This is a genomic window from Yersinia canariae (assembly GCF_009831415.1).
Taxonomy (GTDB): domain Bacteria; phylum Pseudomonadota; class Gammaproteobacteria; order Enterobacterales; family Enterobacteriaceae; genus Yersinia; species Yersinia canariae.
Genome location: NZ_CP043727.1, coordinates 1707986 through 1733097, shown reverse-complemented (window position 1 = coordinate 1733097; position 25112 = coordinate 1707986). Strand labels below are relative to the sequence as shown.

The following is a 25112-nucleotide window of genomic DNA, read 5'->3' as shown; positions in this document are numbered from 1 at the left end:
GCACACATGCAGCTTGACGAATGGCGGGTATTAAAGAGGGTTTGATATGCTCACAGTCTGGGGTCGAAATAATTCGACTAATGTCAAAAAAGTGCTTTGGTGTCTGGAAGAGTTGGGAATTGACTATAAGCGAATAGATGTCGGGGGCCAATATGGCAAGTTGAATGACCCGCTCTACCGCTCACTGAACCCCAATGGCCTGATCCCTTGCCTGCAAGATGACGATTTTATCCTGTGGGAGTCCAATACCATTGTCCGTTATTTAGCCGCGCAATATGGCGAAAATACGCTTTATCTGCCAGATGCAAAGCAGCGGGCGGCGGCCGAAAAATGGATGGATTGGGCGACATCAAGTGTCGTGGAGCCGTTTAAAGCCGTTTTTATCGGGCTGGTACGCACCGCTCCGGAATTACAGGATAAAGCCAAAATTGCTCACGGTATTGAGCAATTGAATACATTAATGGCGATTGCAGATGAAGCCCTGAGCAAACAGCGCTATCTTTCGGGCGATAAATTTGGTGTCGGTGATATTCCATTAGGCTGTCTGGCTTATGCCTGGTTCAATCTGCCGATTGAGCGCGCGCCATTGCCGCACTTACAACATTGGTATCAAAACCTGACCGAAAGATCGGCATTTCAGAAAGTCATTGATATTGGTCTGAGCTAATTAAATAGGGGTGAGCAACGTAAACCCACCCCTGCGACTTCAAGGCAAAATCTATCCCCAAAGTCATTGAAATCGCAGGTAGGCGGCCAGCAAACGTATCCCGATGAGCTTACTCAAGTCAGTGATTCGGGTTCGTGAGCGCAGCCAACGCCCCTGCGGCTTCAAGGACGAAGGGGATTAGAAATCGTAGCTGGCACCAATCATATAACGGCGACCATCCAGAACTTTATCATTCACTTCGATATCTACTCGTTTATCCAGCATGTTATAAACCCCGCCCATCAGTCGGAAGTCTTTTGTTAGCTGATAGTTAGCGCCTAAATCAACAAAAGTATAAGACGGAGTTTGGGTGCTCATACTGGTACGGTTTAGATATTCCGAGGTTTTACCGCGATAGTTAGCGCGAATCCAGGTCGCCAACTCTTCACTGGCTTGCCAGTTCAAGGTGCCATTTAGCATGTGTTTTGGCATCTGATTCAATGGCTGGCCGGAGAACTGCCCACTCTTTTGCTCTGATTGAGTAAAAGTATAGTTAGAGGTCAGTGACCAGTCTTCATTGATATCCCAACCAAAAGTCGCTTCCACACCGCGTGTCATGGCTTTATCCACGTTGGTTCGGTCACTAATAAACTTATAGCTGTTGCCATTAATCATGCACTGACCGGACGCATTACCTGTGGTGTCAGTGCAGCGGCGGACTTCAGTAATTTTATCTTTAAAATCAGTATTAAACAGTGTCACACCGGCATTCATACCGTCCTGATCGTCCCAGAGAATACCGATTTCCTGACTGATACTTCTTTCTGGTTTCAGGTTGGCATTACCGACAATAATAGCCGGGTCACCTTTACCACCGGTGATTTGCCCCCAGTTATCGGTCGCCTGGCGCAAATCAGGCGAACGATAGCCGCCAGATACCCCGCCTTTTAATGTCCATTGCTCTGCCAAATGCCAAACACCGTATAAACGCGGTGTCCAGTGAGTACCATAGTTTTCGTCCTGATCCATACGGATACCGCCGGTCAGCGCGAAATCATTCGTCATTTGCCATTCATCTTCAGCAAACAGAGCCCAACTCCAGCGGGTCAATTTAGTCAGGTCACTGGCTGAAGCTAACTGATTGCCCTCATCATATAATTCTTCATAGCGATATTGGCCGCCAAGAATTAACGTGTGGCTATCAAACAGGAAGGAGGTTTGGCTATTAAAGACATTATCGACACTTTTCATTTCACGTGATGGATTGCGGGTTTCATCACGTTGAACATAACTGGTTGAATTACCAAAATCATAATAGCCGTGGTGAGTAATCGCATAATTATTACGATCATATTGTACATCACTGCTTTTACCGTTTAATGCCACTGAACGCCCAGCAGTTGAATTTCTATCTTGCACATAATGGCCAATATCAAAATCAAATTCGTTTTTATCATCGGGTGTGAGTGTGAATGTCGCTGCACCATTTCTTAGGCGCTGCTCATTATAGCCATCGACAATTTTATCTTCGCTACGATGAGAAAGCAGGCCGCTGACTTTTAATCCCAATAAGCCGTCAATTAATGGGCCAGAGGCGTAGGCGTTAGTTTGATAAATATCACCGGACTTGGAATCTTCCTGCAATGTAGCATCCGCACGTACAGTGCCGTGCCACTCTTTGCCCACTTTACGGGTAATAACGTTAATAACCCCACCCATGGCGTCCGAACCATATAAAGAAGACATCGGGCCACGGACAACTTCAATGCGTTCGATGGCCGCCAGCGGTGGTAACCAGCCCTGCTCAATCCCCGAGCCGTCGCTATTTGGCCGCGTACCACGGGTATCAACCCGCTTTCCATCCACCAGAATCAAGGTGTATTTCGCCGACATGCCGCGAATGCTGATATCACTGTGACTCCCGCCACCGGTGACAACCACCCCCGGCACATCTTTGAGTGCATCGGTAATATCACGATAAGCTTTATTTTCGATTTGCTCGCGGGTCACAACGGAAATAGACGCCGCCGAATCTTGAATACGTTGTTGGAAGCCTGTTGCCGTTACCACCATAGTATCTGTCGTGGTGGTTTTGGTTTCAGCGGCATATACCTGAGATGAGATAATTGTCGCTATTACTAATGCCGCAACATTAGATTTCCTAAAACTCTTATTGGCCTTCGCCATTATACGTTCTCCATGAGATATAAATTTACTCAGAGCCTTTCCATCAGGTTCTTTTTGCCTGCAGCGATGTCGCCTGACGGGCAGGTGATAAATATTATTTTTATAAAAATTGGCAATAGCTCACCAAAGCAGGAATTGCGCTTCCAACGATTCCTACTTAATACATAATTATTATTTTATGAATAACAGTACTTCTCATATAGATGCCTTACTTAACCTATGGAAAACATTACCCATAATAAGAATAAGGCATCAAAATATTGGCTAAATAGTTGGCTCCGTCACCAGGCCGTCAATTAACACCTGCGGAGTGCCTTGTGAACAGCGCTCAATCCGCCCTTTCACTCCATAAACCTTGGCCAGACTTTGCGGCGTAATCACCTCTTGCGGTAAACCATCAGCAATCAGCGTGCCGTTTTGTAACATCAGCACATGGTCACCATGACGTAAGGCAATATTGATGTCATGCACCACCACCACGGTAATAATATTGCGTTTCTGGGTTTCCTTACGTACCAAATCCATCACATGAAATTGATAATTAAGGTCCAGCGCGCTCAGCGGTTCATCCAGTAATAACAAGGATGGCTGGCGAATAAGTGACTGTGCTAACCCCACTAACTGCTTCTGGCCGCCAGAGAGCTGGTCCAGATAACTGAGTGCCAAATGGGCAATGCCCAGTTGTTCCAGCAAGGTTATCACTTCCACTTCACTGCTCGCGTTGCTGCGCCCGCCAGAAGCCCGCTGGGCAACAATAATTGATTCCAAAACATGGAGATGCACACCGGCGGGCAATGATTGTGGCAAATACACCACTTTCTCTGCTCGCTGCGCAAACGGCATCTGCATCAGGTCATTATTATCCAGCCACAACTGCCCTTGAGCACGGTTTAAACCGGCCATGGAACGTAATAGTGTCGACTTTCCACTACCATTTGGCCCAAGCAACACCGTGATTTTGCCGCGCGGCAGTAATGGCACGGTCAAATTCTGAATCACCGGGCGCTTCGGATAACCCGCATTGAAATGTTCAATACGTAAGCCGGAAGTCATACATTCCCCCTATGGCGCAAAATAATACTGAGGAAGAATGGAACCCCCACCAGCGAGGTGACAATCCCGACGGGAATAATGACGCCCGGAATCAGGTTTTTCGAGGCAATCGACGCCATGGATAACACCAGCGCACCAATCAGGGCGCTGGCTGGCAGATAAAAACGGTGGTCTTCACCAAAAGTCATACGCGCGATATGAGGAGCCACTAACCCGATAAATCCTATAGGGCCAACAAAAGCCACCGCCAGTGCCGATAACATACTGATACGTAACAATGTTCCCAGCCGCAAACGGCGCACATCAATACCAAAACTTATCGCTCGGTCTTCCCCTAAGCGCAGTGCCGTGAGTTTCCACGAACTCATCATCGACAACGGCAGCATCAGGGCAAACACCGCCAGCATGATGCCCAGTTTACTCCACGAAGCGCGTGCCAAACTGCCCATGGTCCAGAACACCAGACCTTGCAGCGTATCTTCGCTGGCGATGAATTGCATCATTGAGACCAGCGCATTGAAGGTAAAGACCAGCGCGATACCAAACAGCACGACACCCGATGTTGCAACCCGCGTCCAGCGCGTGATCCCGTCAAGCATCAGTGCGGCAAATAGAGCAAAAATAAAAGCATTAACTGAAATAAACCACTGTTCGGGCACGCCCGGAATACCAATTCCTGAGACAATCGCCAGTGCTGCCCCGAATGCCGCAGCAGAAGACACGCCCAGGGTAAAAGGGCTAGCCAGCGGGTTATTCAGGATGGTTTGCATCTCCGCGCCCGCAAGCCCGAGTGACAAACCAATAACCACCGCCATCAAGGCGTAGGGTAAGCGGATATCCCACACGATAACCCGAGTCCCCGTCTCTGCACTGGCCGGGTCAAGTAGCGTCTGCCACAGAGACGACAGTGTCAGACCTGATGGCCCCAAGGTGAAATCCAGTAACAAACACCCCAAAATGGCCAATATCAACACGCCCATGATAAGCAGACGGTGGCGCACAATATTCTTATACCGCCCCATCACACTGGCATCAGCCTGGCTCGGTGTTTTTGTCATGGGTTCAGTGGATACACTCATTTATTTCGGCTACCGAGTATCAATATGGCGCTAACAATAAAACAAACGATAATACTTATCAATAAGATTGCTATAACTGATTTGATATCATTTTCTGTAAATGCTTATTTTATAATATTATTTAATCAGTATGGTTAATCTAACCCATGATATTTGGAGGGAGATGAAGCGAAGTTAGCGAAATTATTTGCTCAATATTGTTCGAAAAGTCATCAGCTCGCCACAATAAAAAAGGGCGATATGATTATCGCCCTTTCATCACTGCATCATCACGGTGTCAGTCAGAAATCAGTACCGTTTTTTTAGGTTCCTGATCATCATGGCTGTCATCACGCCATTTCGGGAATTCCATATCTTTGTATTTGATAACCTTAGTGCCACGGCTCAACTTATAGCCAAACCAAATAATCAGAAACAATGGAATACCGATATAAGTCGCGGTCACACCATACCAATCAATACGGTCTTGCAGGAATGCCTGATAGTTTTGCCCCAAAGTAATGATTAAACACAATACAAAGGCAAAAATAGGCCCCAGAGGGAAGAAACCCGACTGATATGGTAAGTCGTTCAAATCGCGGCCTTGCATCATATAGCCACGGCGGAAACGGTAGTGACTGATAGCAATCCCCAACCAGGCGATAAAGCCCGTCATACCGGAGGTATTGAGCAACCACAGGTAGACAGTTTGGTTACCAAACATGGAGCTTAAGAAGCACAAGCCCGCGACAACAGTCGTGGCATACAGCGCATTACGCGGCACACCGCCCTGAGAGAGTTTGGCAAAAATGCGCGGAGCCTTGCCTTCTGATGCCAGAGTAAACAGCATGCGAGTTGAGGCATACATCCCTGAGTTACCGGCTGACAATACCGCCGTCAGAATAACTGCATTCATCACCGCTGCCGCAGACAACAGACCGGCATTCTGGAACACCAAGGTGAATGGGCTGACACTGATATCTTTCACATCATTACGTAACAGACTTGGGTCGGTATACGGAATAATCAGGCTAATAATAAGGATGGCGAAGATATAGAACAGCAGAATACGCCAGAACACCTTGCGCACTGCGCGCGGAATATTTTTGCCCGGATCCTTTGATTCGCCAGCCGCAATACCAATGAGCTCAGTCCCCTGGAAAGAGAACCCAACTATCATCGCCACCCCAATCATCGCCGAGAAACCACCGGCAAAAGGTGCATCGCCGACTGTCCAGTTGTGCCAGCCCGCACTCTCGCCGCCTTTCATGATGCCGCTAATCATCATCACACCAATAATGATGAAGATAACAACCGTGGTGACTTTAATCAGAGAGAACCAATACTCCGCCTCACCAAAGCCTTTGACTGATATGTAATTGAGTAAAAACATCAGGGCGAGGAACAGAGCACTCCAGATCCAGCCGGGGGCGTCGGGGAACCAGTAATTCATGACCAGTTGCGCGGCAACCAAGTCCACGGCGATAGTCACCGCCCAGTTGTACCAGTAGTTCCAGCCCAATGCGAAGCCGAAACCTTCCTCCACATATTTTGAGCCGTAAGTCGAAAATGAACCGGACACCGGCATAAATGCCGCCAATTCACCCAAGCTGGTCATCAAGAAATAAACCATCAGGCCAATCAATGCATAGGAGAGCAATGCGCCACCCGGGCCGGCCTGGGATATCGTCGCCCCTGAGGCCACAAATAAACCGGTACCAATAGAGCCACCGATAGCAATCATGGCTAAATGTCGTGATTTAAGCTCTCTGCGTAAGCGCTGCGCACCCTGTTGCACGGGGATTTTAGTATTTTGCTGAGTCATTCTTACCCTAATTCACCCTTAAAAAATAAGGCGGGATTGTAACAAATCCCACAGTCTCGGATAGTAACAATGCGCTGATATAAGATACCTTCATGATCCCAGCCCAATTATTAGCAAAAGCTCAATTATCAGAAAAAACGGACATCTGCGGGCTATTTTTACCGCCATAGCCCTTTTCTGTGGTGGAAAAAACTTAAAATCCTCTGCCGCATACCGCTAATTCGCTTTAACGAAAACCGCCAATTCACGGCTCTTCCTGACAATAGCTGAGAAAGCGTTGCAACGCATTTGAGATGTGTTTTTGCCGATGATGAATTAGATATAACGTCCTGATTAGAGGGGGCAAAGGAATATTAAGCTCGATCAGTTCACCGCTGGCAAGTTGGTCGGCAATCACCCGGCGCGACAAACAACTAATGCCCATGCCATAGCGCACCGCCCGCTTAATAGCTTCAGAATTCCCCAGTTCCATGACCAATTTAAAATGCGGCAATTTTGCCAACAATAAGTGGTCGAGCACCTCACGAGTGCCAGAACCTCGCTCACGTAAAATCCACGCGGCCTCGGCCAGCTCATCTAACGTCAGCATTTTATGACACAGTGGGTTATCAGGAGCGGCAAACACCACCAACTCATCACGCAGCCAAGCTTGGGTCATCAACTCTGGCATGTGGCACGGCCCTTCAATCAAGCCAAGGTCGCCGCGAAAATCAGCCACGGCTTCAATCACATCCTGACTGTTACCAATATTCAGTTCCAATGGCGTGCCAGGGAAATCGCGCCGGTATTTGGCAATCATGCCCGGCAACATATAATTGCCGATAGTGCTACTGGCAGCGATGCGCAATGCGCCTAAGTCTTGTAAGAAAAGTTGTTCAATTTCAATTGCCTGGTCAAGCAGCGCGAGTGCTTTGGGATAAAGCAACCGCCCATGTTCATTGGTGACTAAACGCTTACCGACCCTATCAAAAAGTTGCACCCCTAATTGCCCTTCCAAATCCGCCAATGCTGCGCTGACTGCCGATTGTGAAAGCGCGAGCACAACCGATGCTTGGGTCGTAGAGCCGCTTTTTAGCACCTCAGTAAAGACTTCAAGTTGACGTAAGGTTATGTGCATAACGGTCTCTGTAGTAAAAAATGGAGGACGCTATCATCACTCTGTTCGTCAGTTGCTGGATGAGAAGAGCTAACGTTTACCCAAAGTAATTGGAGTTGCGACCTGCAAGCCCGGCGCGCCGACACGGGTCAGACTCCCCCGGATGAACCGCCGCGGTTAACCGCGCTGCAACTTCAAGTAAGAAGGGTATATTAGTCACTAACGCAATTGCTGACGAAAGGATTATATAGCCTCAATTACCGTATAAGACTAACACCTTTGAGCAAAATCTGGAGGTTATCAGGAATGAATTTAAACAGTAAGAATGCTATTCATTATCATCTGATCGAGGGGTAAGACGGTAAATAATGGCGACGACCACAGCGACAACCACATTGAAAATCAGCCAGATAACCAGTAGGTAACTGAATGTTTGGAATAATGGAATGCCGCGTTCACTGTTAAACGGGTTAAAATGCGGCAGAGGAGCAATATGGAAAGGATTCAAGTTATATAGTTTAAAAAAGTAACCCAGCAAATAAGGAGGAATAATCAAATAAATCATTGCGGCCATTATCAGAATCAACCATAGTGACTTTTCAGCTTTGACCTTTTTCATTTTAATATTTCACACCACGGCCATGATTGATAAGGACGTTATAGTTTATCTCTGGAAAACATCAATAAGGAATATCATTCTCCAATCAACTTAAAAGGATTTTTTATGATAAAAAAGACTATTGGATACAATATACTTTTTCTGCTAACCGGATTTATATCTTTTTTCGTATATTCAAGCGCATTATATTCACAGCAACCATTAATTCAAACAGATATCGTTAGAATAGATAAAACAAAAACTATTTTTCCTATACAAGATTATCCCCAAGATACAGATAGATGGATACCTGAAAACAATCACTATCACACTCCTTTTATGAACTCAGAGCAACAGAGTTCAGCTTTTAAGGCTTTGCTGAATCATTACTTTGGGCAAAACAGCGGGGATTTATCACCTTGGAACAAAAACTATATCAGTACCGCGCTGGGCAGTGCGGGAGTCGCAACCAAAAAACTGTCTAAATATATTGCTCAGTTTACCCGCTCAGATTCGCGTCACTACGGCGAAAATTTCCTTCTGCTTGATTCTGGATGGAAAAAGCAGATACAACATCTCGCTTCCATCGCCATAACCGAAGAATATCACCGAACTTCGCGCGGTATCGTGTTAAAAGAAACGGCCGTCAGACTCCTGCCAACAACCTACCCCGCATTTGGTAATCCCAGTCAGGCAGGCCAAGGATTTCCATTTGATATGTTACAGGAATCGGCACTTCATCCCGGCGAACCCATCTATATTGCAGGTATTACTCAGGATAAATCATGGAGTTTTGTTATTTCGCCCTCAGTAATAGGCTGGGTTGAAAGCTCAGATATTGCCAATGTTGATGATGTTTTTATCCAACGCTGGATTTCAATGGCAAGAGCAAGTCTTGGTGCTGTGATAAATGATAATGCCAGCTTGGTAGATAGTGAAGGCATCTTCAGGTTTACTGCGCGAACCGGAACACTTCTGCCACTGAAAACAGTCAACGGTAAGAAAATTGTGGCAATTCCGGTAAAAAATAAACAGGGTAAGGCCGATATCTATTACGCTCCTTTATCTGAAAATGCCATCCATCAAATTCCTATGATACCAACCCCCGAAACTCTCTCACTTTTGATAAAAGGCATGCAGGGAAAAAGCTATGGCTGGGGGAATATCTATGGTCATAATGACTGCTCCGCCGAGATAAGAAATTTGCTACTGCCTTTGGGTATTTATCTTCCCAGAAATGCTCATGAACAATCTTTGAGCGCAAGAAACGTCGATTTGAGCCATTATTCTACTGCTGAACGAATAGACTACCTTATGAAGCATGGCAAACCATTTACTACACTGATTTATATTGGCGGACATGTAATGCTCTATATTGGCAATATTGACTGGAAAGGCCAAACAGTGCCGGCAACCTATCAAAATTTATGGGGTTTAGAACCCGCCGATGCTTCAAGCCGCAGTATCATTGGGAAATCGGTTTTCTTTCCCCTACTATCGCGTTACCCGCAAGATCCGAAACTGGATTCACTGGCTGGCAAATCAATATTCATTATGACTTGGCTTAACTAATATAAAATATCCATCATAGTTAATATGATTACATCTCTGTAGTTCAATAGAAAATCAATACTACGTGAACAATTAATATTCTCTGCGGGTATACCGAGGCCTCCATCAAAAGCATAGGAATTAATTAACTGTGTCATTGATTTTATCGACTTGTAATTTATGGGATGAGGCAAAACATCATATTTTTTGATATGAAAACAGGTATTGAATAACTTAGTGGTGCATTTCTTCTTGATAACTCTCTTTTCAGATATACCCATTTTGCGTATGTCTGCATCGCCGATAACTAATGCGCCACTTTTCTGACCATCAACTACCCTCTCATTGCACTTACCACTTATACAGATTAATTATAAAGATATAATGAATTTATCTATTATACCCAAAAATTGTAAACTGTGCGCAATCGTTACAAGACACAGGACATAAACATGGCGACTTCTCATATTAAAGAACTCTCCCAACCACAGCTACCGACTCTGTTCCGCTATATTCCGGGCTTGGTATTGACTGGTGTGATAACTGGGTTAGCGCTCAAAGTGGGTGATATGCCGTGGTTTATCAACATGGGGCTGGGGGCGCTGACTCTGGCGATTCTATTCGGTATCGTGGTGGGCAACACTTTGTACCCTTGGGTGCAACCGGTTTGCGCTGACGGGGTAGTGCTCGCCAAACAGCACTTGCTGCGGCTGGGGATCATTTTGTACGGCTTCCGGCTCACCTTCCAGCAAGTGGCTGACGTGGGGGCTACCGGGATGATTATTGACCTGTTAACCCTCAGCTCAACCTTTATCTTGGCCTGCTGGCTGGGGAAACGCGTGTTTGGTCTGGACCAGCAAACCGTGATGTTAATTGGTGCCGGTAGCAGTATTTGTGGGGCCGCGGCCATCATGGCGACCGAGCCGGTGCTGAAAGCCGATGCCAGCAAAGTGGCGGTGTCTGTTGCAACAGTGGTGATTTTCGGGACATTGGCGATTTTTGTTTACCCTTGGTTATATCAATTAAATCTGCATTATCAATGGCTGCCGTTTAATCAGGAAACTTTTGGTATCTTTGCCGGTTCAACCATTCATGAAGTGGCGCAGGTAGTCGCGGCTGGGCATGCAATTGGCCCTGATGCCGAAAATGCGGCCGTCATTACCAAAATGATTCGGGTCATGATGCTGGCACCATTCTTACTGTTGCTGTCCGCATATCTGGGCCGCAGCAGTCTGAAAACTCGTGGCGAAAAACGTGAAAAAAGTGCCATTACCATCCCATGGTTTGCGGTGATATTTATCCTGATGGCTGGTTTTAACTCACTGAATTTACTGCCAGCAGCATGGGTTAGCCAACTGATTACATTGGACACCATTTTGCTGGCCATGGCGATGGCAGCGCTGGGCTTAACTACCCATGTGGGTTCCATCCGCCAGGCGGGTGTCAAACCCCTGTTACTGGCTTTGATACTGTTTGTCTGGTTGCTGGTCGGCGGGACAGGTATCAACTTACTGGTGCAGCATATTGCCGCGTAAATCCGCTATCCAAGCTCGCTAATTATTGTTTAAGGGCTGCATCGGCAGCCCTTTTCCTTTCTCGCAGTTTATCCCATTCAATCATGTCGCCATCAATGCCATAATGGCTGGGTAATCAAAGGAGAATGGAATGAAATTTGTCGGTGCACATGTCAGCGCAGCAGGTGGTGTAGACCAGGCTGTGATTCGGGCGCACGAACTTGAGGCCACTGCCTTTGCCCTGTTTACCAAGAATCAACGCCAATGGCGCGCCGCCCCGTTAGCGGAAGATGTTATTGAAAAATTTAAGCAAGCATGTGAGCAATACGGTTATACCTCAGCACAAATTCTGCCTCATGACAGTTATCTGATTAACCTCGGCCATCCGGTTACCGAGGCGCTGGAGAAATCCCGCGAAGCCTTTATCGATGAGATGGGGCGTTGTCAGCAACTGGGGCTGTCATTACTGAACTTCCATCCCGGCAGCCATTTACTGCAAATTGATGAAGATAAGTGTCTGGCTCGCATTGCAGAATCCATCAATATCGCGCTGGACGCCACTGAGGGTGTGACTGCCGTGATTGAAAATACCGCCGGTCAGGGCAGCAATCTTGGTTTCAAGTTTGAACATCTGGCCGCCATCATTGATGGGGTGGATGATAAAAGCCGCGTGGGGGTTTGTATTGATACTTGCCATGCTTTCGCTGCCGGTTATGATTTACGTACAGAAGATGATTGTAAACATACCTTCCATCAGCTTGGTGAAATCGTCGGCTTTCAGTATTTGCGCGGCATGCACCTTAATGATGCCAAAAGTGAATTTAACAGCCGTGTCGACCGCCACCACAGCCTGGGTGAAGGGAATATCGGCAAAACCGTATTCAGCTACATTATGCGCGACCCGCGCTTCAATAATATTCCGCTCATTCTGGAGACAGTGAATCCAGATATCTGGGCCGAAGAGATAGCCTGGCTGAAGTCACAAGCCGCATAGACATAAAAAAACCGGCACTTGGAGGCCGGTTTTTCTTATTCACTGCGTTATCTGATTAACTGTAACTCGTTGACTTATTAAGCCACTTTAGCCACGGCTGCATCAGGGCGTTTCAGCATCGCGTACAGGCCACCGGCCAAGACGGTACCGGCAATAATCGCCACCAGATACAACAGCACTGGATGAATAGCCCCTGGGATCAGCAACACAAACAGGCCGCCGTGTGGTGCCATCAGCTGCGCGCCAAAGGCCATAGACAGAGCACCGGTCAATGCGCCCCCCGCGATACAGCAAGGTAGCACACGCATTGGGTCACGAGCCGCAAATGGAATCGCCCCTTCAGAGATAAAGCACAGGCCCAGAACCAGCGCCGCTTTGCCCCCTTCCTGCTCGCCTTTGTCAAACTTATGACGCGCCAACAGTGTTGCCAGGCCCATCGCCAACGGTGGAACCATCCCCGCCGCCATGATGGCCGCCATCGGGGCATAAACTGACGAACTCAGCAGCGCCACACCAAAGGCATAAGCCGCTTTGTTCACCGGCCCGCCCATATCGGTACACATCATCGCACCGAGGATAGCCCCCAACAGCACCGCATTGGCGGTACCCATGGATTGCAGCCAGTTAGTCAGGCCAGTCATGATTTTAGCCACCGGCGTACCGACCACATAAATCATCACCAAACCGACAATCAAGCTCGCCACCAGCGGGATAATCAATATCGGCTTAAGCGCTTCCATACTTTGCGGTAAATGCAGTTTGGTGCTGATAGCTTTGGCCACATAACCGGCCAGGAAACCGGCAATAATACCGCCGAGGAAGCCCGCCCCCGTGCTCACCGCTAACATGCCGCCAATCAAACCCGGTGTCAGACCCGGACGGTCAGCAATGGAGAAGGCGATAAAACCGGCCAACACTGGCACCATCAGGGCAAATGCTGAACCGCCACCAATTTGCATCAAGGCCGCGGCCAATGTGCCTTTGACTTCAAATGCTTTGATACCGAACACGAAGGAGAGCGCGATACACAAGCCGCCAGCGACCACCATTGGCAACATGTAAGACACACCGGTCAGCAGATGGCGATATGGCCCGCCAGTTTCTACTTTTTTACTGCCCGCGCTGCCGGTTTTTGGCTGATAAACGTCTGCTTCCACCAGCGCTTTGTCCAGTTCCTGCGCGGTTTTCTTCAACGCCAAGCCGGTCGTGGTACGGTACATCGGTTTGCCTGCAAACTTATCCAAGTCCACTTCAATGTCAGCTGCCACAATCACTAAATCTGCTGCGGCCACTTCTTCTGGCGTGATGGTATTACCCGCGCCAACAGAACCGCGCGTTTCAACCTTTACCCACCAACCGCGTTTTTTGGCTTCACTTTCAATAGCTTCCGCGGCCATAAAGGTGTGAGCCACACCCGTTGGGCAGGCGGTAATCGCCACAATGCGTTTTGGGCCAGTTGCTGAAGTTACTGCTGGCATTGCGGTGGCCGCAGCCTGATAAGGTTTAGCCTGCGCAATCGCCTGAGCCAGGAAGCCCTCAGGGTCACGCACTGCTTTTTCCACATCACCGACATAGACTTTTTTACCATTCAGCTCACTGTCAGTGGGCGCTGATTGCCCGGCCACAATCACCAGTTCCGCATCAGCGGCTTTCTCAACCCAGCTCAGTCCTGCTTTTGCCGCCGCAGCACCCAGCATCAGTGACGCAAGGTGGCCTCTGGCCTGCCCGAGCGAACTGTCTATTATTAGTAGCGTTTTCATTTCGCCTCCGGAGATCAATTAAAGGGTTTCAGGTCAACTTTCGCCATCATGGCTGCCAACTGTGGGCGATCCGTAATACCCACATTGCTCTGACTGACGGCCAAAGCGGCGACTGCGGTTGCCAGGCGCAGGGTATGCTCACTGGATTCGCGCATTAATAATCCATAAATCAGGCCACCGACCATGGAGTCGCCGGCACCTACGGTGCTGACCACGTCACAAGCCGGAGGTTTTGCCAACCAAGCACCAGAGGCATTGACCCACAGCGCACCTTCGGCCCCGAGTGAAATCACCACGTGGGCAATGCCCTGGTCACGTAGCGCGTGCGCGGCTTCGACCACATCACCCAACTCAGGTAATGGGCGACCAGCCCAGATTTCCAGTTCGCGGCGATTAGGTTTCACTAACCATGGCGAAGCTTTCAGACCGGCAACCAAGGCTTCGCGGCTGCTGTCGAAAATAATGCACGGGCACTGGGAGCGCAGACGTTTCATCCAGTCGGTAAAATCATCAGGATTAACCCCCGCAGGCAGGCTACCGCTGACCGCCACCATGTCGAACTGCCCTAACCAGCTCAATGAGTCGTTCACAAAACGATCCCAATCCGGTTTAGTGACTTCAAAACCGGAGAAGTTAAAATCGGTTACTTCGCCATCTTTTTCGGTCAGTTTGACATTAATGCGGGTACGCCCCGGCACCACTTGAAAACGGTTGGCGATACCCAGTTCGCTAAATAACAGTTGGAAGCCATCTTGGTTATCTTTACCGAGGAAGCCACCGACCGTGACATCAATACCTAAATCTTTCAGCACTTTAGCGACGTTAATGCCTTTACCCGCAGCATGCAGACCGGCGGTTTTTACCAGGTTAACTTCGCCGCGTTCAATCTCAGGGCAAAAGCCCACCAGATCATAAGCCGGGTTTAGTGTGATGGTTGCGACTCTTCTGCTCATGCTGCCCCCTCGCCCAAACCGGCGGAGATAGCTTCACCAATCGCATCCAGTGCGGCCTGTGCATCTTCACCGCTGGCGGTAAAGCGTAGGCGATTCCCTTTTTTAACCCCTAAAGCCACAACTTTCATCAGACTACGTCCATTAGCGGGTTTACCGGTGCCGTCCAGATTGGTTACGGTGATTTCACTGGTAAACTGTTTGATTGTATTGACTAAAATCGTCCCTGGGCGCGCATGTAACCCGTGTTCATTGCGGATAACAAACTCAGCGCTTAATACTTCGTTTTGCTCGATATATTCACTGGTCAGCAAGGCCAACAGCGCGGCGGCATCAGCGTTCAGCAACACGTCAGCTTTTTTGGCGAGCAGCAAATCACTAAGATAATTCAGCACAGAGAGCGGCTGTTCATCAGCCACTGACAGTGTCAGCAATAGGGCAACTTTCTCCCCATGATGTTCAAAGGCCGTCGCCGGGCGGCTTACCGTGGCAGCACTGACCAAATTGCCTTCGGTACTGTCACTTAACCAGATCCCCTGCCCCAGATTCAGCGGCTCACGGGTAATCACATCACTGACAAAACGAGCATCAACAGCGCCGATTTGCTGTAAACGGCCCGCATTGAGTGCTTGCAGTGTGATCAGGTTGTCGGCCGCAACATCAAGGGCAATAAGTGAAGTGTCGAAATGGAATTCAGCGGTTTTTTTCTCGCCCATCAGCAAATTGCGTAACTCTTCAGCTGAAGTGGTTTTTGCCAATTGCGCGGCGACCGCATCGTCACTTAGCACGTGCGTCAGTTGGCGCAGTAATGCCAGATGCTCATCAGAGCGGGCGGCGATGCCGATAACAATATAGGCGGTTTGATCATCACCCCAGGCAATACCCTGCGGGAATTGGAAAACCTGAACCCCAGTGTTCAGCACCAAGTCGCGGGTATCAGTGGTACCATGGGGGATGGCGATGCCATTACCCAAATACGTCGAGGTCTGCTGCTCTCGGGCTAACATCCCATCAAGATAGCCGGCAGCAACATTGCCAGCTTGAGTCAGAGCCGCGGCCACCTGGGTGATAGCCTCGTTTTTGCTGTCTGCTTGTGCAGCCAGATGGATATCTTGCGTCGATAACTGGAACATTATGTCTCCTCTCTTGCTGAAATTGAATCGTTTCAGCTTTAGTGAGAAAAAGGAGCGTTACCCTTTATCATCTGGTGACGAGATAACGCTGAAACGTTTCAAGGAGTGTGTTTCCGACTTAGAATATATGCAAGTTTTCTGCTTTTATTCTTGATGAATTTATGACACTCCGCACATTTCTGTCTTGAACAGGTTTCTGTCAATCACAAAATAGTCCAATTTGCTGACAGTTGCTGATACCCATATCAAAGGAGCTGAAATAATGTCTGTCGTCGTCGGTGTTGGCGTCATTATCGTCAATGAGCATGGTGAAATACTGTTGGGGAAACGTAGCAGTCAGCATGCCCCTTACTGGTCAATTCCTGGCGGTCATATGGAGGCCGGAGAGTCTTTTGAACAAGCCGCGCGGCGGGAAATATTAGAGGAAACTGGTTTAAATATCAGTGAGATAAAAGTTATTGGGTTGTGCAATAATCTGGCGACCTGGCGAGAGGAAGGCAAACATACGGTTTCGGTTTGTCTGTTAACACAACATCCCGGTGGGCAACCTGAGCTGAAAGAGCCGGATAAATGTCAGCAATGGCTGTGGTGTAACCCGCGTGAATTGCCCGAGCCACATTTTGAAGCCAGCCGCCATGCTATCGACTTATGGTTGACACAGCAGTTTTATTCCCTTTCTCACTAAAATATACCCCTTCCCACTAAAAAATAGCGCTATGTAAATCATTATATAGCCAGCAATTTCAGCGGGTTATTTCCTTTCATCATAAAAATTTCGCCATTTCTGGCAGTTATATTCAACAAGTTTGAACTAATATTGCTAAATACCTCTATTGGGTTAGTCATCGATAGAAAACCGCCCTACAATAGACCCACTTATTTTAAGGGAAAGGCTTATGCCAGTCGATGAGCCTGTGTTGGCAGATTATCTGGCTTTTATTCAGCCACGTATTTGATCCGTCCGTTTTACTAATAATTATTATATATATTAAGTGGGTGCAATTATGAGCAATAAACAAGCTGGCTTCGGGAAGCGACGCCGGTGGGGGTGGTTATGGGTTCTGCTGATCGGCATTATTATTGGTGCCGCCCTCCTCGCAGGAACCGCCACTGTCTTCCATAAAACCAGTGATACCGCGTTCTGCGTTTCCTGCCATACCATGCAACAGCCACTGGCTGAATATCAAGGTAGCGTCCACTTCCAAAATACCAAAGGAATCCGTGCTGAATGTGCTGACTGCCATGTGCCTCACGAGCCGCTGGACTATCTGTGGACTAAAATCCGGGCCGTCAAAGATATCTACGGTGAAATGGTTGGCACAATCAATACACCGGAGAAATATGAAGCGCATAAGCTCGCCATGGCCCAATCGGTATGGAAAACACTAAAAGAGAATGATTCGGCCACCTGCCGTTCGTGTCACAGTTTTGATGCCATGGATATCACCGGGCAAAGTGCTGAAGCACGTATTCAGCACCCGGCGGCCATCAAGCAAGGCGAAACCTGCATTGATTGCCATAAAGGCGTTGCCCATATCCTACCGGACATGAGTGAAGTGACTCAGGCCGGTGCCGCCGAACTGGCTACCGCCGCAGCACAAACACCCGCGACCGCGACCACACTTTATACCATCGCCACTGAGCCGTTCTTTATGAACGCCGGTGACAGCCATAACGCGGGTAACTTGATGCCATCGACTGAAGTTGAGGTCGTGAAACAGCAAGGTGACCAAGTGCTGGTTGATGTTAAAGGCTGGCAGCAAGATGGGGTGGCAGAGGTGTTCTACGCTGCGCAAGGGAAACGCATTCTGAGTGTGTTACTGGGCGAAGACGCGCAAAAAGCACTGAAAACATTGAATACCCAAACTGACCCGGAAACCAATTTAGTCTGGCATCAGGTTGCTCTTCAGGTGTGGTTACCGAAGAAACAACTGGTTGATGATCAACAGAAAATCTGGCGCTATGCCGCTGATATGATGTCGGCTAACTGCACCGGTTGCCACGGTTTAACCGCGCTCGACCGCTTTAATGCAAACCAATGGATTGGGGTAATCAAAGGCATGGCACCACGCACGTCCCTGACTCAGGAACAGTTGCGCGTGATGACTCAGTATGTACAAAAGCATGCCAGTGATATGCCGGCCAAGCTGTAAATAAGAGGCGAAAATGACTAAATACGAACAACAACCCTTACAAATGAGCCGCCGTCGCTTCTTACTGGGAACCGGCGCACTGGCCACATTGCCTTTGGTCGGCGGTCTATGGCCAAAATCAGCATTGGCCCAAGCTATTAGCCAGGCACTGCCTCAGTTCCTGGCACTGCGTCAGGCGCAAAAAGGCATTTTGACCGGCGCCCATTGGGGAGCCTTTGAAGCTATCGTCGAGAATGGGCGCATGGTGGGCGTTCAGCCAGTCAAAGATGACCCATGGCCGAATGACCTTATCACCATGGCTCCGTATCAGGTCCATGCCGAAAACCGCATTAAATATCCGATGGTGCGCAAAAGTTGGCTGGAAGGTGGCCCGGGCAGCCATACCGAGTTACGTGGTCGTGATGAATGGGTGCGAGTCAGCTGGGATAAAGCCACTGAACTGGTCTGTAACGAAATCGTGCGTGTGCAGAAAGACCACGGCCCGCAAGCACTGTATGCCGGTTCTTATGGTTGGAAAAGTGTCGGAATGTTGCATAACAGCCGCACACTGTTGCAGCGCTTAATGAATCTGAATGGCGGTTTCCTCGGGTATGCGGGTGACTATTCTACAGGTGCCGCGCAGGTAATAATGACCCACGTCATGGGTTCAATGGAGGTTTATGAGCAACAAACCGCTTGGCCTAATGTTATCGAAAACAGCGAACTGGTGATATTGTGGGGCTGTAACCCTATGATCACGTTGAAAAATAGCTGGAATGTTCCAGATCACGTCGGCCAAACTGGCTTTGAAGCACTGAAGAAAAAGGGCACTAAAGTCATTAGTATTGACCCAGTTCATAATGACAGCGCCAAGTTCACTAATGCTCAATGGATTGCCCCGCGCCCTTATACCGATAGCGCGATGCTCATTGGGATTGCTCATACATTGCTGACGGAAAAGCTGCACAATCCGGACTTTATCAAAACCTATACTATTGGGTTCGATAAATTCCAGGCTTATCTGTTAGGGGAAACCGACGGTCAGCCGAAGACGGCGGAATGGGCGGCGGATATCAGTGGTGTTGATGCTGATGTATTACGCCAGCTCGCACGCGATATGGCGAAACAGCGCACCATGATAATGGGCGGCTGGGGAATTCAGCGCCAACACCATGGTGAGCAACAACATTGGCTGCTGGTCACCGTTGCTGCAATGCTCGGCCAAATTGGTCTGCCGGGTGGCGGTTTTGGCTTCAGCTACCACTACTCTTCCGGCGGCAGCCCAACGGCCAAAGGCGGTATTTTACCGGGGATCTCTGCTGGGAATGCGCCGAAGAACTCCCCATCACCGATTCCGGTGGCGCGGATTGCCGAATGTCTGGCAAATCCAGGGAAAACCATTGATTTCAATGGCACCAAAGTGACCTATCCGGATGTCAAAATGGTTTATGTTGCCGGCGGGAACACTTTCCACCAACATCAGGATACCAATAATCTGGTGAAAGCTTGGCAACATCCAGAGACTATCGTGGTGAATGAACCTTACTGGACTGCCACCGCCAAACATGCCGATATCGTGTTACCGGCAACCACCAGCTATGAACGCAATGATCTGGAAATGGGCGGCGACTATTCACAGCTTTATGTTTTCCCAATGCATCAGTGCGTTCCGCCGCAACACGAATCCCGTAGCGATTTCGATATTTTTGCCGCAATGGCCACTCGGTTGGGTGTCATTGATGCCTTTACTGAGGGCAAAGATGAAACACAGTGGCTGAAATCAATGTATGACGATATGAAATCGCAGGCCCGAACTGCACGCGTTGCCCTGCCGCCGTTCGATATGTTCTGGGAGTCGAACAACTATATTCGTTTTCCTATTCCAGAGGCGAACAAGCAGTGGGTTCGTTTTGCTGATTACCGCGAAAACCCGTTACTCAACCCGCTCGGAACACCATCGGGCAAGATTGAAATCTACTCCGATACTATCGCCAAAATGGGGTACGCCGATTGTCAGGGGATCCCGACCTGGATGCCACCTCATGAATGGTATCGCGGAGTTGAAGCGAAGAAATATCCACTGTCATTGAACACAGCCCACCCGATAAATCGCCTGCATTCACAATTGGATAATACGCCGCTCCGTGAAAAATATGCAGTTGCTGATCGCGAAGCGATACTGATAAGCCCACAAGATGCCAAGGTTCGTCAGATTGCGAACGGTGATTTAGTGCGGGCGTTTAACGATCGCGGGCAGATTTTGGTCGGTGCAGTGGTAACGGAAGATGTGCGGCCAGGCGTGGTGCGGGTAAGCGAAGGGGCATGGTTTGATCCCGCCGAGCCGTCTGTACCGGGTTCAATTTGTAAGAACGGTAATATTAATTGCCTGACTTTCGATATCGGCTCATCCAGTTTGGCGCAGGGTAACTGCGGCCAGATGGCACAGCTTGAGATTGAGAAGTACACCGGGCCGGTGCTGAAAAACACTGCTCACGCAGTTCCGGCTGGGGCTTAGTCTTTAGGTTGAATAACTGAGGGCAATATTATTATTGCCCTTTTCGCCCTCTAAGGCGCAGTATCCGCTTCCAGTTTAATCAAATACACCAGTGCGTCCTCACGCGTGTTATGACACATTTCCCGCAATGCTTGCAGGCTGGCGCAGACCGCCGGACGAGACGGGGAATGGAAAATACCGCAGCGCATATCGTCAGCTAAATGCAGACAACGGGTATTGGCGGGCTTGCCCAATGGCATGCCGGGGATCGGGCTGGAAATCGAAGGAGCAATACAGCAGGCACCGCAATCTGAGCGACAGTCCATCAGCAGGCTCCTGTAGGCTGGTGGAATAAGAGCGGACAATAGCAACCGCCCCCATTAACTACCAGCACTATCCTTATTCAACAGCTCAATAGCAGATCCAGTACACAGCTTCAGCGTTTTAACGCATTATTTTTAGTGTGTTTTTTAACCTAAAAAATGCTTTTTAGGGCGATATTTAATCAAAACCTCAAGCCAACCCCATACTAATCACTGACCAAATCATCCACATAAGCATATTCATCTGTTTACAGTCTCATTGCCACCATGTACCATTAGGCTAGTACAAAAGAACTATTAACATATAATTTATATCCAAAATCATTGGCGTTACAGCAAGTGGCAAACGAACAAATCCCGATGAACTTACACAAGTAAGTGATTCGGTGAGTAAGTGCGGCTAATGCGGCTGTAGTGTCAAGGATGAAGGATATTTGGAGCTATAAATGTCGATGGATGTATCCCAACCACTATCACGACCTTCCGTCCTCGGTGGCGCAATGATAGTCGCCGGTACCGCGGTGGGCGCGGGGATGTTCTCAATTCCGATCGTGACGGCGGGGGTATGGTTTAGCGGCTCAGTCATGCTGCTGATTTATACGTGGGCGTGCATGCTGATTTCCGGCTTGATGATTCTGGAAGCCAATCTGAACTATCCGAGCGGGGCCAGTTTCCACACGATGGTGCAAGACCTGCTGGGCAAAGTGTGGAGCTCCATTAATGGCGTCTCTATCACTTTTGTTCTCTATATTCTGACCTACGCCTATATCTCTGCCGGTGGCTCCATCATTACTCATACGCTGCAAAATACTGTCGGCCTTGGTCAAACCGGCGCGGGCTTTATCTTTGCTGTTTTAGTGGCATTTGTTGTCTGGTTGTCCACCCGCGCCGTCGACCGTTTAAGTACCATATTGATCGGCGGAATGGTCATCACATTTGTCATGTCTGTCGGTGATATGTTTAGCCATGTAGAAAGTGCGGTTCTATTCAATCAGGCCGACAGCAATGCCAGCTATTTACCATATGCATTGGCGGCCCTGCCCTATTTACTGACCTCCTTTGGCTACCACGGCAATGTGCCGGGCCTGGTGAAGTATTACCATAAAGATGGCAAAGCGGTAGTGCGCAGCTTGCTGTATGGCACATTGATAGCATTGGTCATTTATATCCTGTGGCAGTATGCCATTCAGGGCAATATTGCTCGGGATGCATTCAAGCAGGTTATTGCTGATGGCGGCAATATTGGTAGCTTGCTAAAACAGATGGATACCGTTTCTGCCAGTCAGGCCACCAGCCAACTACTCAATGCCTTCTCTTATATGGCATTGGCCAGCTCATTCCTCGGCGTGTCTCTTGGGCTGTTCGATTTTATTGCCGATTTCTTTAAATTCACCGATGACCACGGCGGGCGCACCAAATCAGCACTCATCACTTTTGTCCCGCCGACTATCGGGGCGCTGTTGTTCCCAAATGGCTTTATCTATGCCATTGGTTTTGCGGGTTTGGCGGCCACTATTTGGGCCGTTATTGTCCCTGCATTGATGGCGCGCGCGAGTCGTAAACGCTTCCCACAAGCAAGTTACCGCGCACCGGGCGGGCGTTTTATGATTGGCTTTATTATCCTGTTTGGTCTGATTAATGCAGTGGCGCATATTGCAGCATTATTTGGCCTGTTACCGGTGTATGCATAAGGCCGATTTTGTCGCGAAAATCTTACTCTTTTTTGCGCTATCTCCTTGCCTGAATCACGCGGCGCGAGTAACTTGTCGCAACTTATCTTCAATCCTGATTGGCGGTTAATAAATGGCAAGAGCTAACGAAATAAAACGCGGTATGGCGGTCAACCTCAACGGCAAATTACTGCTAGTGAAAGATATCGACGTGCAAAGTCCAAGTGCCCGTGGTGCCAGCACTTTGTATAAAATGCGTTTTTCTGATGTGCGTACTGGGTTAAAAGTTGAAGAGCGTTTTAAAGGCGATGAGATCCTCGACACCATCACTTTGACGCGCCGCACTGTGAATTTCTCTTACATCGATGGCGACGAATACGTCTTTATGGATGATGAAGATTTCACCCCATACAACTTCAAAAAAGAGCAGATTGAAGAAGAACTGTTATTTATTCCTGAAGGTGGGATGCCGGGGATGCAAGTTCTGACAATGGACGGTCAATTGCTGGCCTTGGAATTGCCGCAAACTGTTGATATGGAAATTGTTGAGACCGCACCAAGCATCAAAGGCGCATCGGCCAGTGCTCGTAACAAACCGGCAGTAATGAGTACCGGCTTATCAATTCAGGTGCCGGAATATATCAGCCCTGGCGAGAAAATCCGTATTCATATTGCAGAACGCCGCTATATGGGCCGTGCAGACTAATACCCGTCAACTTTCGCGTTGCAGGAGTGTTGGTTGCTCTTACTCACCCGAATCACTGACTAATAAGGGCCGATTTCCGGCCCTTAACATATTAAAATATAACGTATTACTTCAATTCTGGGAAGAATGTGCGCTTTAGCGCCAACTCAACGCCGCGAACTTCAGCCAACCCTTTCAGGCGACCAATAGCGGAATATCCCGGATTGGTTTTCTTATGCAAATCATCCAGCATCTGGTGACCATGATCAGGACGCATTGGAATTGGACGCATATCACCAGCAGCCTGACGACGTTGTTCCTCAGTTAAAATTGCTTTAACAACCGAGTACATGTCGACATCACCCTGCAAGTGCCCACCTTCATGGAAGGTTTTTGGGTTCCCTTCACGGCAAGTAGAACGCAAATGGGTAAAGTGAATTCGATCACCAAAGGTTTCGATCATCTTCACCAAGTCATTATCCGCTCGTACGCCATAAGAACCGGTACACATGGTAAAGCCGTTATAAATGCTATCAACAGTCTCTTTCAGCCACTGCATATCTTCAATCGTGGATACGATACGCGGCAGGCCAAGAATTGGACGCGGTGGATCATCAGGATGTACCGCCATTCGCAGGCCAACCTGTTCAGCAACAGGGATGATAGCGCGCAGGAAATACGCCATATTTTCACGTAGTTGCGCTTTATCTATACCATCATACTCAGCTAAACGTGCGCGGAATTGATCCAGCGTATAACCCTCTTCTGCCCCCGGCAGACCAGCAATAATATTACCGGTCAGCTTGGCGATATCCGCCTCAGACATTGCATCGAAATAGTCCGCCGCTTGCGCCAACTCTTCAGTCGTATAATCCTTCTCAGCACCAGGGCGTTTGAGAATATGCAACTCAAAAGCAGCAAAAGCTATTTGGTCAAAACGCAGTGCTTTGGAACCATCTGGCAATTGATATTCCAGGTCCGTACGTGTCCAGTCCAGTATCGGCATGAAGTTATAACACACGGTATCAATGCCACACTCGGCGATGTTACGCAGTGTTTTGTTATAATTTTCAATATGTTGCTGATAGTTACCGCTGTGAGTTTTGATTTCTTCATGAATCGGTACGCTTTCCACTACCGACCACACCAAATCTTTTGCCGCCAATTCAGCCTGGCGCTGTTTGATTTCACTCACCGGCCAGACTTGACCATTTGGAATATGATGCAATGCAGTCACTACCCCAGTTGCACCAGCCTGACGGATATCATCTAGCGACACCGGATCATTTGGGCCATACCAACGCCATGTTTGTTCCATTTATTTTTACCTTCTACGTAAACTGTTCAGGTGCATACAATTTTGCTATACCGGCCAATGCCGCTATCTCACTAATGTTTTTATACCAATAATGTTGTTATACCGATTTCCAAGAGGTATCACTC

At 48.5% G+C, this 25112-nt stretch carries 20 protein-coding genes; 9 read left to right on the top strand and 11 right to left on the bottom strand.

All coding sequences use genetic code 11. From position 1 onward, the window contains the following. Positions 1-46: 46 nt before the first annotated feature. Positions 47-667: a glutathione S-transferase family protein gene (locus F0T03_RS08080; protein ID WP_159677753.1), complete on the top strand. Its 621-nt coding sequence runs from the start codon at positions 47-49 to the stop codon at positions 665-667. A 177-nt stretch (positions 668-844) separates the two neighbouring features. On the opposite strand, the gene yuiR is transcribed toward F0T03_RS08080, so the two are convergent. The 6 genes from yuiR to F0T03_RS08050 form a co-directional block, all read right to left on the bottom strand. Beyond that, positions 845-2833, bottom strand: coding sequence for a colicin FY TonB-dependent receptor YuiR (yuiR, locus tag F0T03_RS08075; RefSeq protein WP_159677750.1), 1989 nt, complete (start codon positions 2831-2833; stop codon positions 845-847). 264 nt (positions 2834-3097) lie between these two features. Then, a complete protein-coding gene (locus F0T03_RS08070) occupies positions 3098-3886 on the bottom strand; it encodes an ABC transporter ATP-binding protein (RefSeq protein WP_159677747.1) in 789 nt (262 codons plus the stop codon). Next, the gene (locus tag F0T03_RS08065; RefSeq protein WP_159677744.1) at positions 3883-4965 is read right to left on the bottom strand and encodes a FecCD family ABC transporter permease; all 1083 of its coding nucleotides are present in this window, start codon (positions 4963-4965) and stop codon (positions 3883-3885) included. Before F0T03_RS08065 ends, F0T03_RS08070 begins: the two co-directional genes overlap by 4 nt. Before the next feature lie 277 nt (positions 4966-5242). Continuing rightward, complete coding sequence (locus F0T03_RS08060; protein WP_145552979.1) at positions 5243-6769, bottom strand: amino acid permease; 1527 nt, start codon at positions 6767-6769, stop codon at positions 5243-5245. Between the two features lie 244 nt (positions 6770-7013). Next, entirely contained in the window at positions 7014-7886 is an 873-nt protein-coding gene (yieE, locus tag F0T03_RS08055; protein ID WP_145552981.1) for a DNA-binding transcriptional regulator YeiE, read from the bottom strand. A gap of 307 nt (positions 7887-8193) precedes the next feature. Continuing rightward, a complete protein-coding gene (locus F0T03_RS08050) occupies positions 8194-8484 on the bottom strand; it encodes a hypothetical protein (protein ID WP_208787101.1) in 291 nt (96 codons plus the stop codon). Between the two features lie 105 nt (positions 8485-8589). Between F0T03_RS08050 and F0T03_RS08045 the strand changes: the two genes are divergently transcribed. The 3 genes from F0T03_RS08045 to nfo all read left to right on the top strand — a co-directional run bounded on the left by F0T03_RS08045 (position 8590) and on the right by nfo (position 12522). Then, positions 8590-10035: an SH3 domain-containing protein gene (locus F0T03_RS08045; RefSeq protein ID WP_246169943.1), complete on the top strand. Its 1446-nt coding sequence runs from the start codon at positions 8590-8592 to the stop codon at positions 10033-10035. Positions 10036-10466: 431 nt separating this feature from the next. After that, the gene (locus tag F0T03_RS08040) at positions 10467-11549 is read left to right on the top strand and encodes a YeiH family protein (RefSeq protein ID WP_159677740.1); all 1083 of its coding nucleotides are present in this window, start codon (positions 10467-10469) and stop codon (positions 11547-11549) included. A gap of 130 nt (positions 11550-11679) precedes the next feature. Continuing rightward, positions 11680-12522 (top strand): deoxyribonuclease IV, encoded by an 843-nt coding sequence (gene nfo / locus F0T03_RS08035; protein WP_159677737.1) that lies wholly within the window; start codon positions 11680-11682, stop codon positions 12520-12522. Positions 12523-12599: 77 nt separating this feature from the next. Here the strand turns inward: nfo and fruA are convergent, their stop codons facing one another. The 3 genes from fruA to fruB are packed head-to-tail and all read right to left on the bottom strand — an operon-like array spanning position 12600 to position 16365. Then, on the bottom strand, positions 12600-14282 hold the full coding sequence (fruA, locus tag F0T03_RS08030) for a PTS fructose transporter subunit IIBC (RefSeq protein ID WP_159677735.1): 1683 nt from the start codon (positions 14280-14282) through the stop codon (positions 12600-12602). Between the two features lie 14 nt (positions 14283-14296). Next, positions 14297-15235 carry a 1-phosphofructokinase gene (fruK, locus tag F0T03_RS08025; protein WP_013650126.1) on the bottom strand — a complete coding sequence of 313 codons (939 nt, stop codon included), beginning with the start codon at positions 15233-15235 and terminating at the stop codon, positions 14297-14299. Beyond that, positions 15232-16365: a fused PTS fructose transporter subunit IIA/HPr protein gene (gene fruB, locus F0T03_RS08020; protein WP_159677733.1), complete on the bottom strand. Its 1134-nt coding sequence runs from the start codon at positions 16363-16365 to the stop codon at positions 15232-15234. Before fruB ends, fruK begins: the two co-directional genes overlap by 4 nt. 262 nt (positions 16366-16627) lie before the next feature. Here fruB and F0T03_RS08015 point away from each other — a divergent pair, with 262 nt between their 5' ends. From F0T03_RS08015 to torA, 3 genes are all read left to right on the top strand, one after another. Continuing rightward, positions 16628-17050 carry a nucleotide triphosphate diphosphatase NUDT15 gene (locus F0T03_RS08015; RefSeq protein ID WP_159677731.1) on the top strand — a complete coding sequence of 141 codons (423 nt, stop codon included), beginning with the start codon at positions 16628-16630 and terminating at the stop codon, positions 17048-17050. Positions 17051-17369: 319 nt separating this feature from the next. Beyond that, positions 17370-18518: a NapC/NirT family cytochrome c gene (locus F0T03_RS08010; RefSeq protein ID WP_159677729.1), complete on the top strand. Its 1149-nt coding sequence runs from the start codon at positions 17370-17372 to the stop codon at positions 18516-18518. Positions 18519-18531: 13 nt separating this feature from the next. Next, complete coding sequence (gene torA, locus F0T03_RS08005; protein ID WP_145552997.1) at positions 18532-21012, top strand: trimethylamine-N-oxide reductase TorA; 2481 nt, start codon at positions 18532-18534, stop codon at positions 21010-21012. 50 nt (positions 21013-21062) lie between these two features. On the opposite strand, the gene F0T03_RS08000 is transcribed toward torA, so the two are convergent. Continuing rightward, entirely contained in the window at positions 21063-21317 is a 255-nt protein-coding gene (locus F0T03_RS08000) for a YkgJ family cysteine cluster protein (protein WP_145552999.1), read from the bottom strand. Positions 21318-21760: 443 nt separating this feature from the next. On the opposite strand from F0T03_RS08000, the gene mtr reads away from it, so the two are divergent. Both mtr and yeiP read left to right on the top strand, forming a co-directional pair. After that, entirely contained in the window at positions 21761-23005 is a 1245-nt protein-coding gene (gene mtr, locus F0T03_RS07995; protein ID WP_159677727.1) for a tryptophan permease, read from the top strand. 112 nt (positions 23006-23117) lie between these two features. After that, positions 23118-23690 (top strand): elongation factor P-like protein YeiP, encoded by a 573-nt coding sequence (gene yeiP, locus F0T03_RS07990; RefSeq protein ID WP_145553003.1) that lies wholly within the window; start codon positions 23118-23120, stop codon positions 23688-23690. Positions 23691-23796: 106 nt separating this feature from the next. On the opposite strand, the gene uxuA is transcribed toward yeiP, so the two are convergent. Next, positions 23797-24987 carry a mannonate dehydratase gene (gene uxuA / locus F0T03_RS07985; protein ID WP_159677725.1) on the bottom strand — a complete coding sequence of 397 codons (1191 nt, stop codon included), beginning with the start codon at positions 24985-24987 and terminating at the stop codon, positions 23797-23799. Positions 24988-25112: the final 125 nt, after the last annotated feature.

Excerpts from the sequence above, each read along its gene's own strand:
- F0T03_RS08010 (WP_159677729.1), top strand. The coding sequence starts at position 17,370 with ATGAGCAATAAACAAGCTGGCTTCGGGAAGCGACGCCGGTGGGGGTGG.
- fruB (WP_159677733.1), bottom strand. The coding sequence starts at position 16,365 with ATGTTCCAGTTATCGACGCAAGATATCCATCTGGCTGCACAAGCAGAC.
- mtr (WP_159677727.1), top strand. The coding sequence starts at position 21,761 with ATGTCGATGGATGTATCCCAACCACTATCACGACCTTCCGTCCTCGGT.
- F0T03_RS08080 (WP_159677753.1), top strand. The coding sequence starts at position 47 with ATGCTCACAGTCTGGGGTCGAAATAATTCGACTAATGTCAAAAAAGTG.
- F0T03_RS08070 (WP_159677747.1), bottom strand. The coding sequence starts at position 3,886 with ATGACTTCCGGCTTACGTATTGAACATTTCAATGCGGGTTATCCGAAG.
- yuiR (WP_159677750.1), bottom strand. The coding sequence starts at position 2,833 with ATGGCGAAGGCCAATAAGAGTTTTAGGAAATCTAATGTTGCGGCATTA.
- fruA (WP_159677735.1), bottom strand. The coding sequence starts at position 14,282 with ATGAAAACGCTACTAATAATAGACAGTTCGCTCGGGCAGGCCAGAGGC.
- yieE (WP_145552981.1), bottom strand. The coding sequence starts at position 7,886 with ATGCACATAACCTTACGTCAACTTGAAGTCTTTACTGAGGTGCTAAAA.
- torA (WP_145552997.1), top strand. The coding sequence starts at position 18,532 with ATGACTAAATACGAACAACAACCCTTACAAATGAGCCGCCGTCGCTTC.
- uxuA (WP_159677725.1), bottom strand. The coding sequence starts at position 24,987 with ATGGAACAAACATGGCGTTGGTATGGCCCAAATGATCCGGTGTCGCTA.
- F0T03_RS08060 (WP_145552979.1), bottom strand. The coding sequence starts at position 6,769 with ATGACTCAGCAAAATACTAAAATCCCCGTGCAACAGGGTGCGCAGCGC.
- yeiP (WP_145553003.1), top strand. The coding sequence starts at position 23,118 with ATGGCAAGAGCTAACGAAATAAAACGCGGTATGGCGGTCAACCTCAAC.
- F0T03_RS08015 (WP_159677731.1), top strand. The coding sequence starts at position 16,628 with ATGTCTGTCGTCGTCGGTGTTGGCGTCATTATCGTCAATGAGCATGGT.
- F0T03_RS08050 (WP_208787101.1), bottom strand. The coding sequence starts at position 8,484 with ATGAAAAAGGTCAAAGCTGAAAAGTCACTATGGTTGATTCTGATAATG.
- F0T03_RS08000 (WP_145552999.1), bottom strand. The coding sequence starts at position 21,317 with ATGGACTGTCGCTCAGATTGCGGTGCCTGCTGTATTGCTCCTTCGATT.
- F0T03_RS08040 (WP_159677740.1), top strand. The coding sequence starts at position 10,467 with ATGGCGACTTCTCATATTAAAGAACTCTCCCAACCACAGCTACCGACT.
- F0T03_RS08045 (WP_246169943.1), top strand. The coding sequence starts at position 8,590 with ATGATAAAAAAGACTATTGGATACAATATACTTTTTCTGCTAACCGGA.
- nfo (WP_159677737.1), top strand. The coding sequence starts at position 11,680 with ATGAAATTTGTCGGTGCACATGTCAGCGCAGCAGGTGGTGTAGACCAG.
- F0T03_RS08065 (WP_159677744.1), bottom strand. The coding sequence starts at position 4,965 with ATGAGTGTATCCACTGAACCCATGACAAAAACACCGAGCCAGGCTGAT.
- fruK (WP_013650126.1), bottom strand. The coding sequence starts at position 15,235 with ATGAGCAGAAGAGTCGCAACCATCACACTAAACCCGGCTTATGATCTG.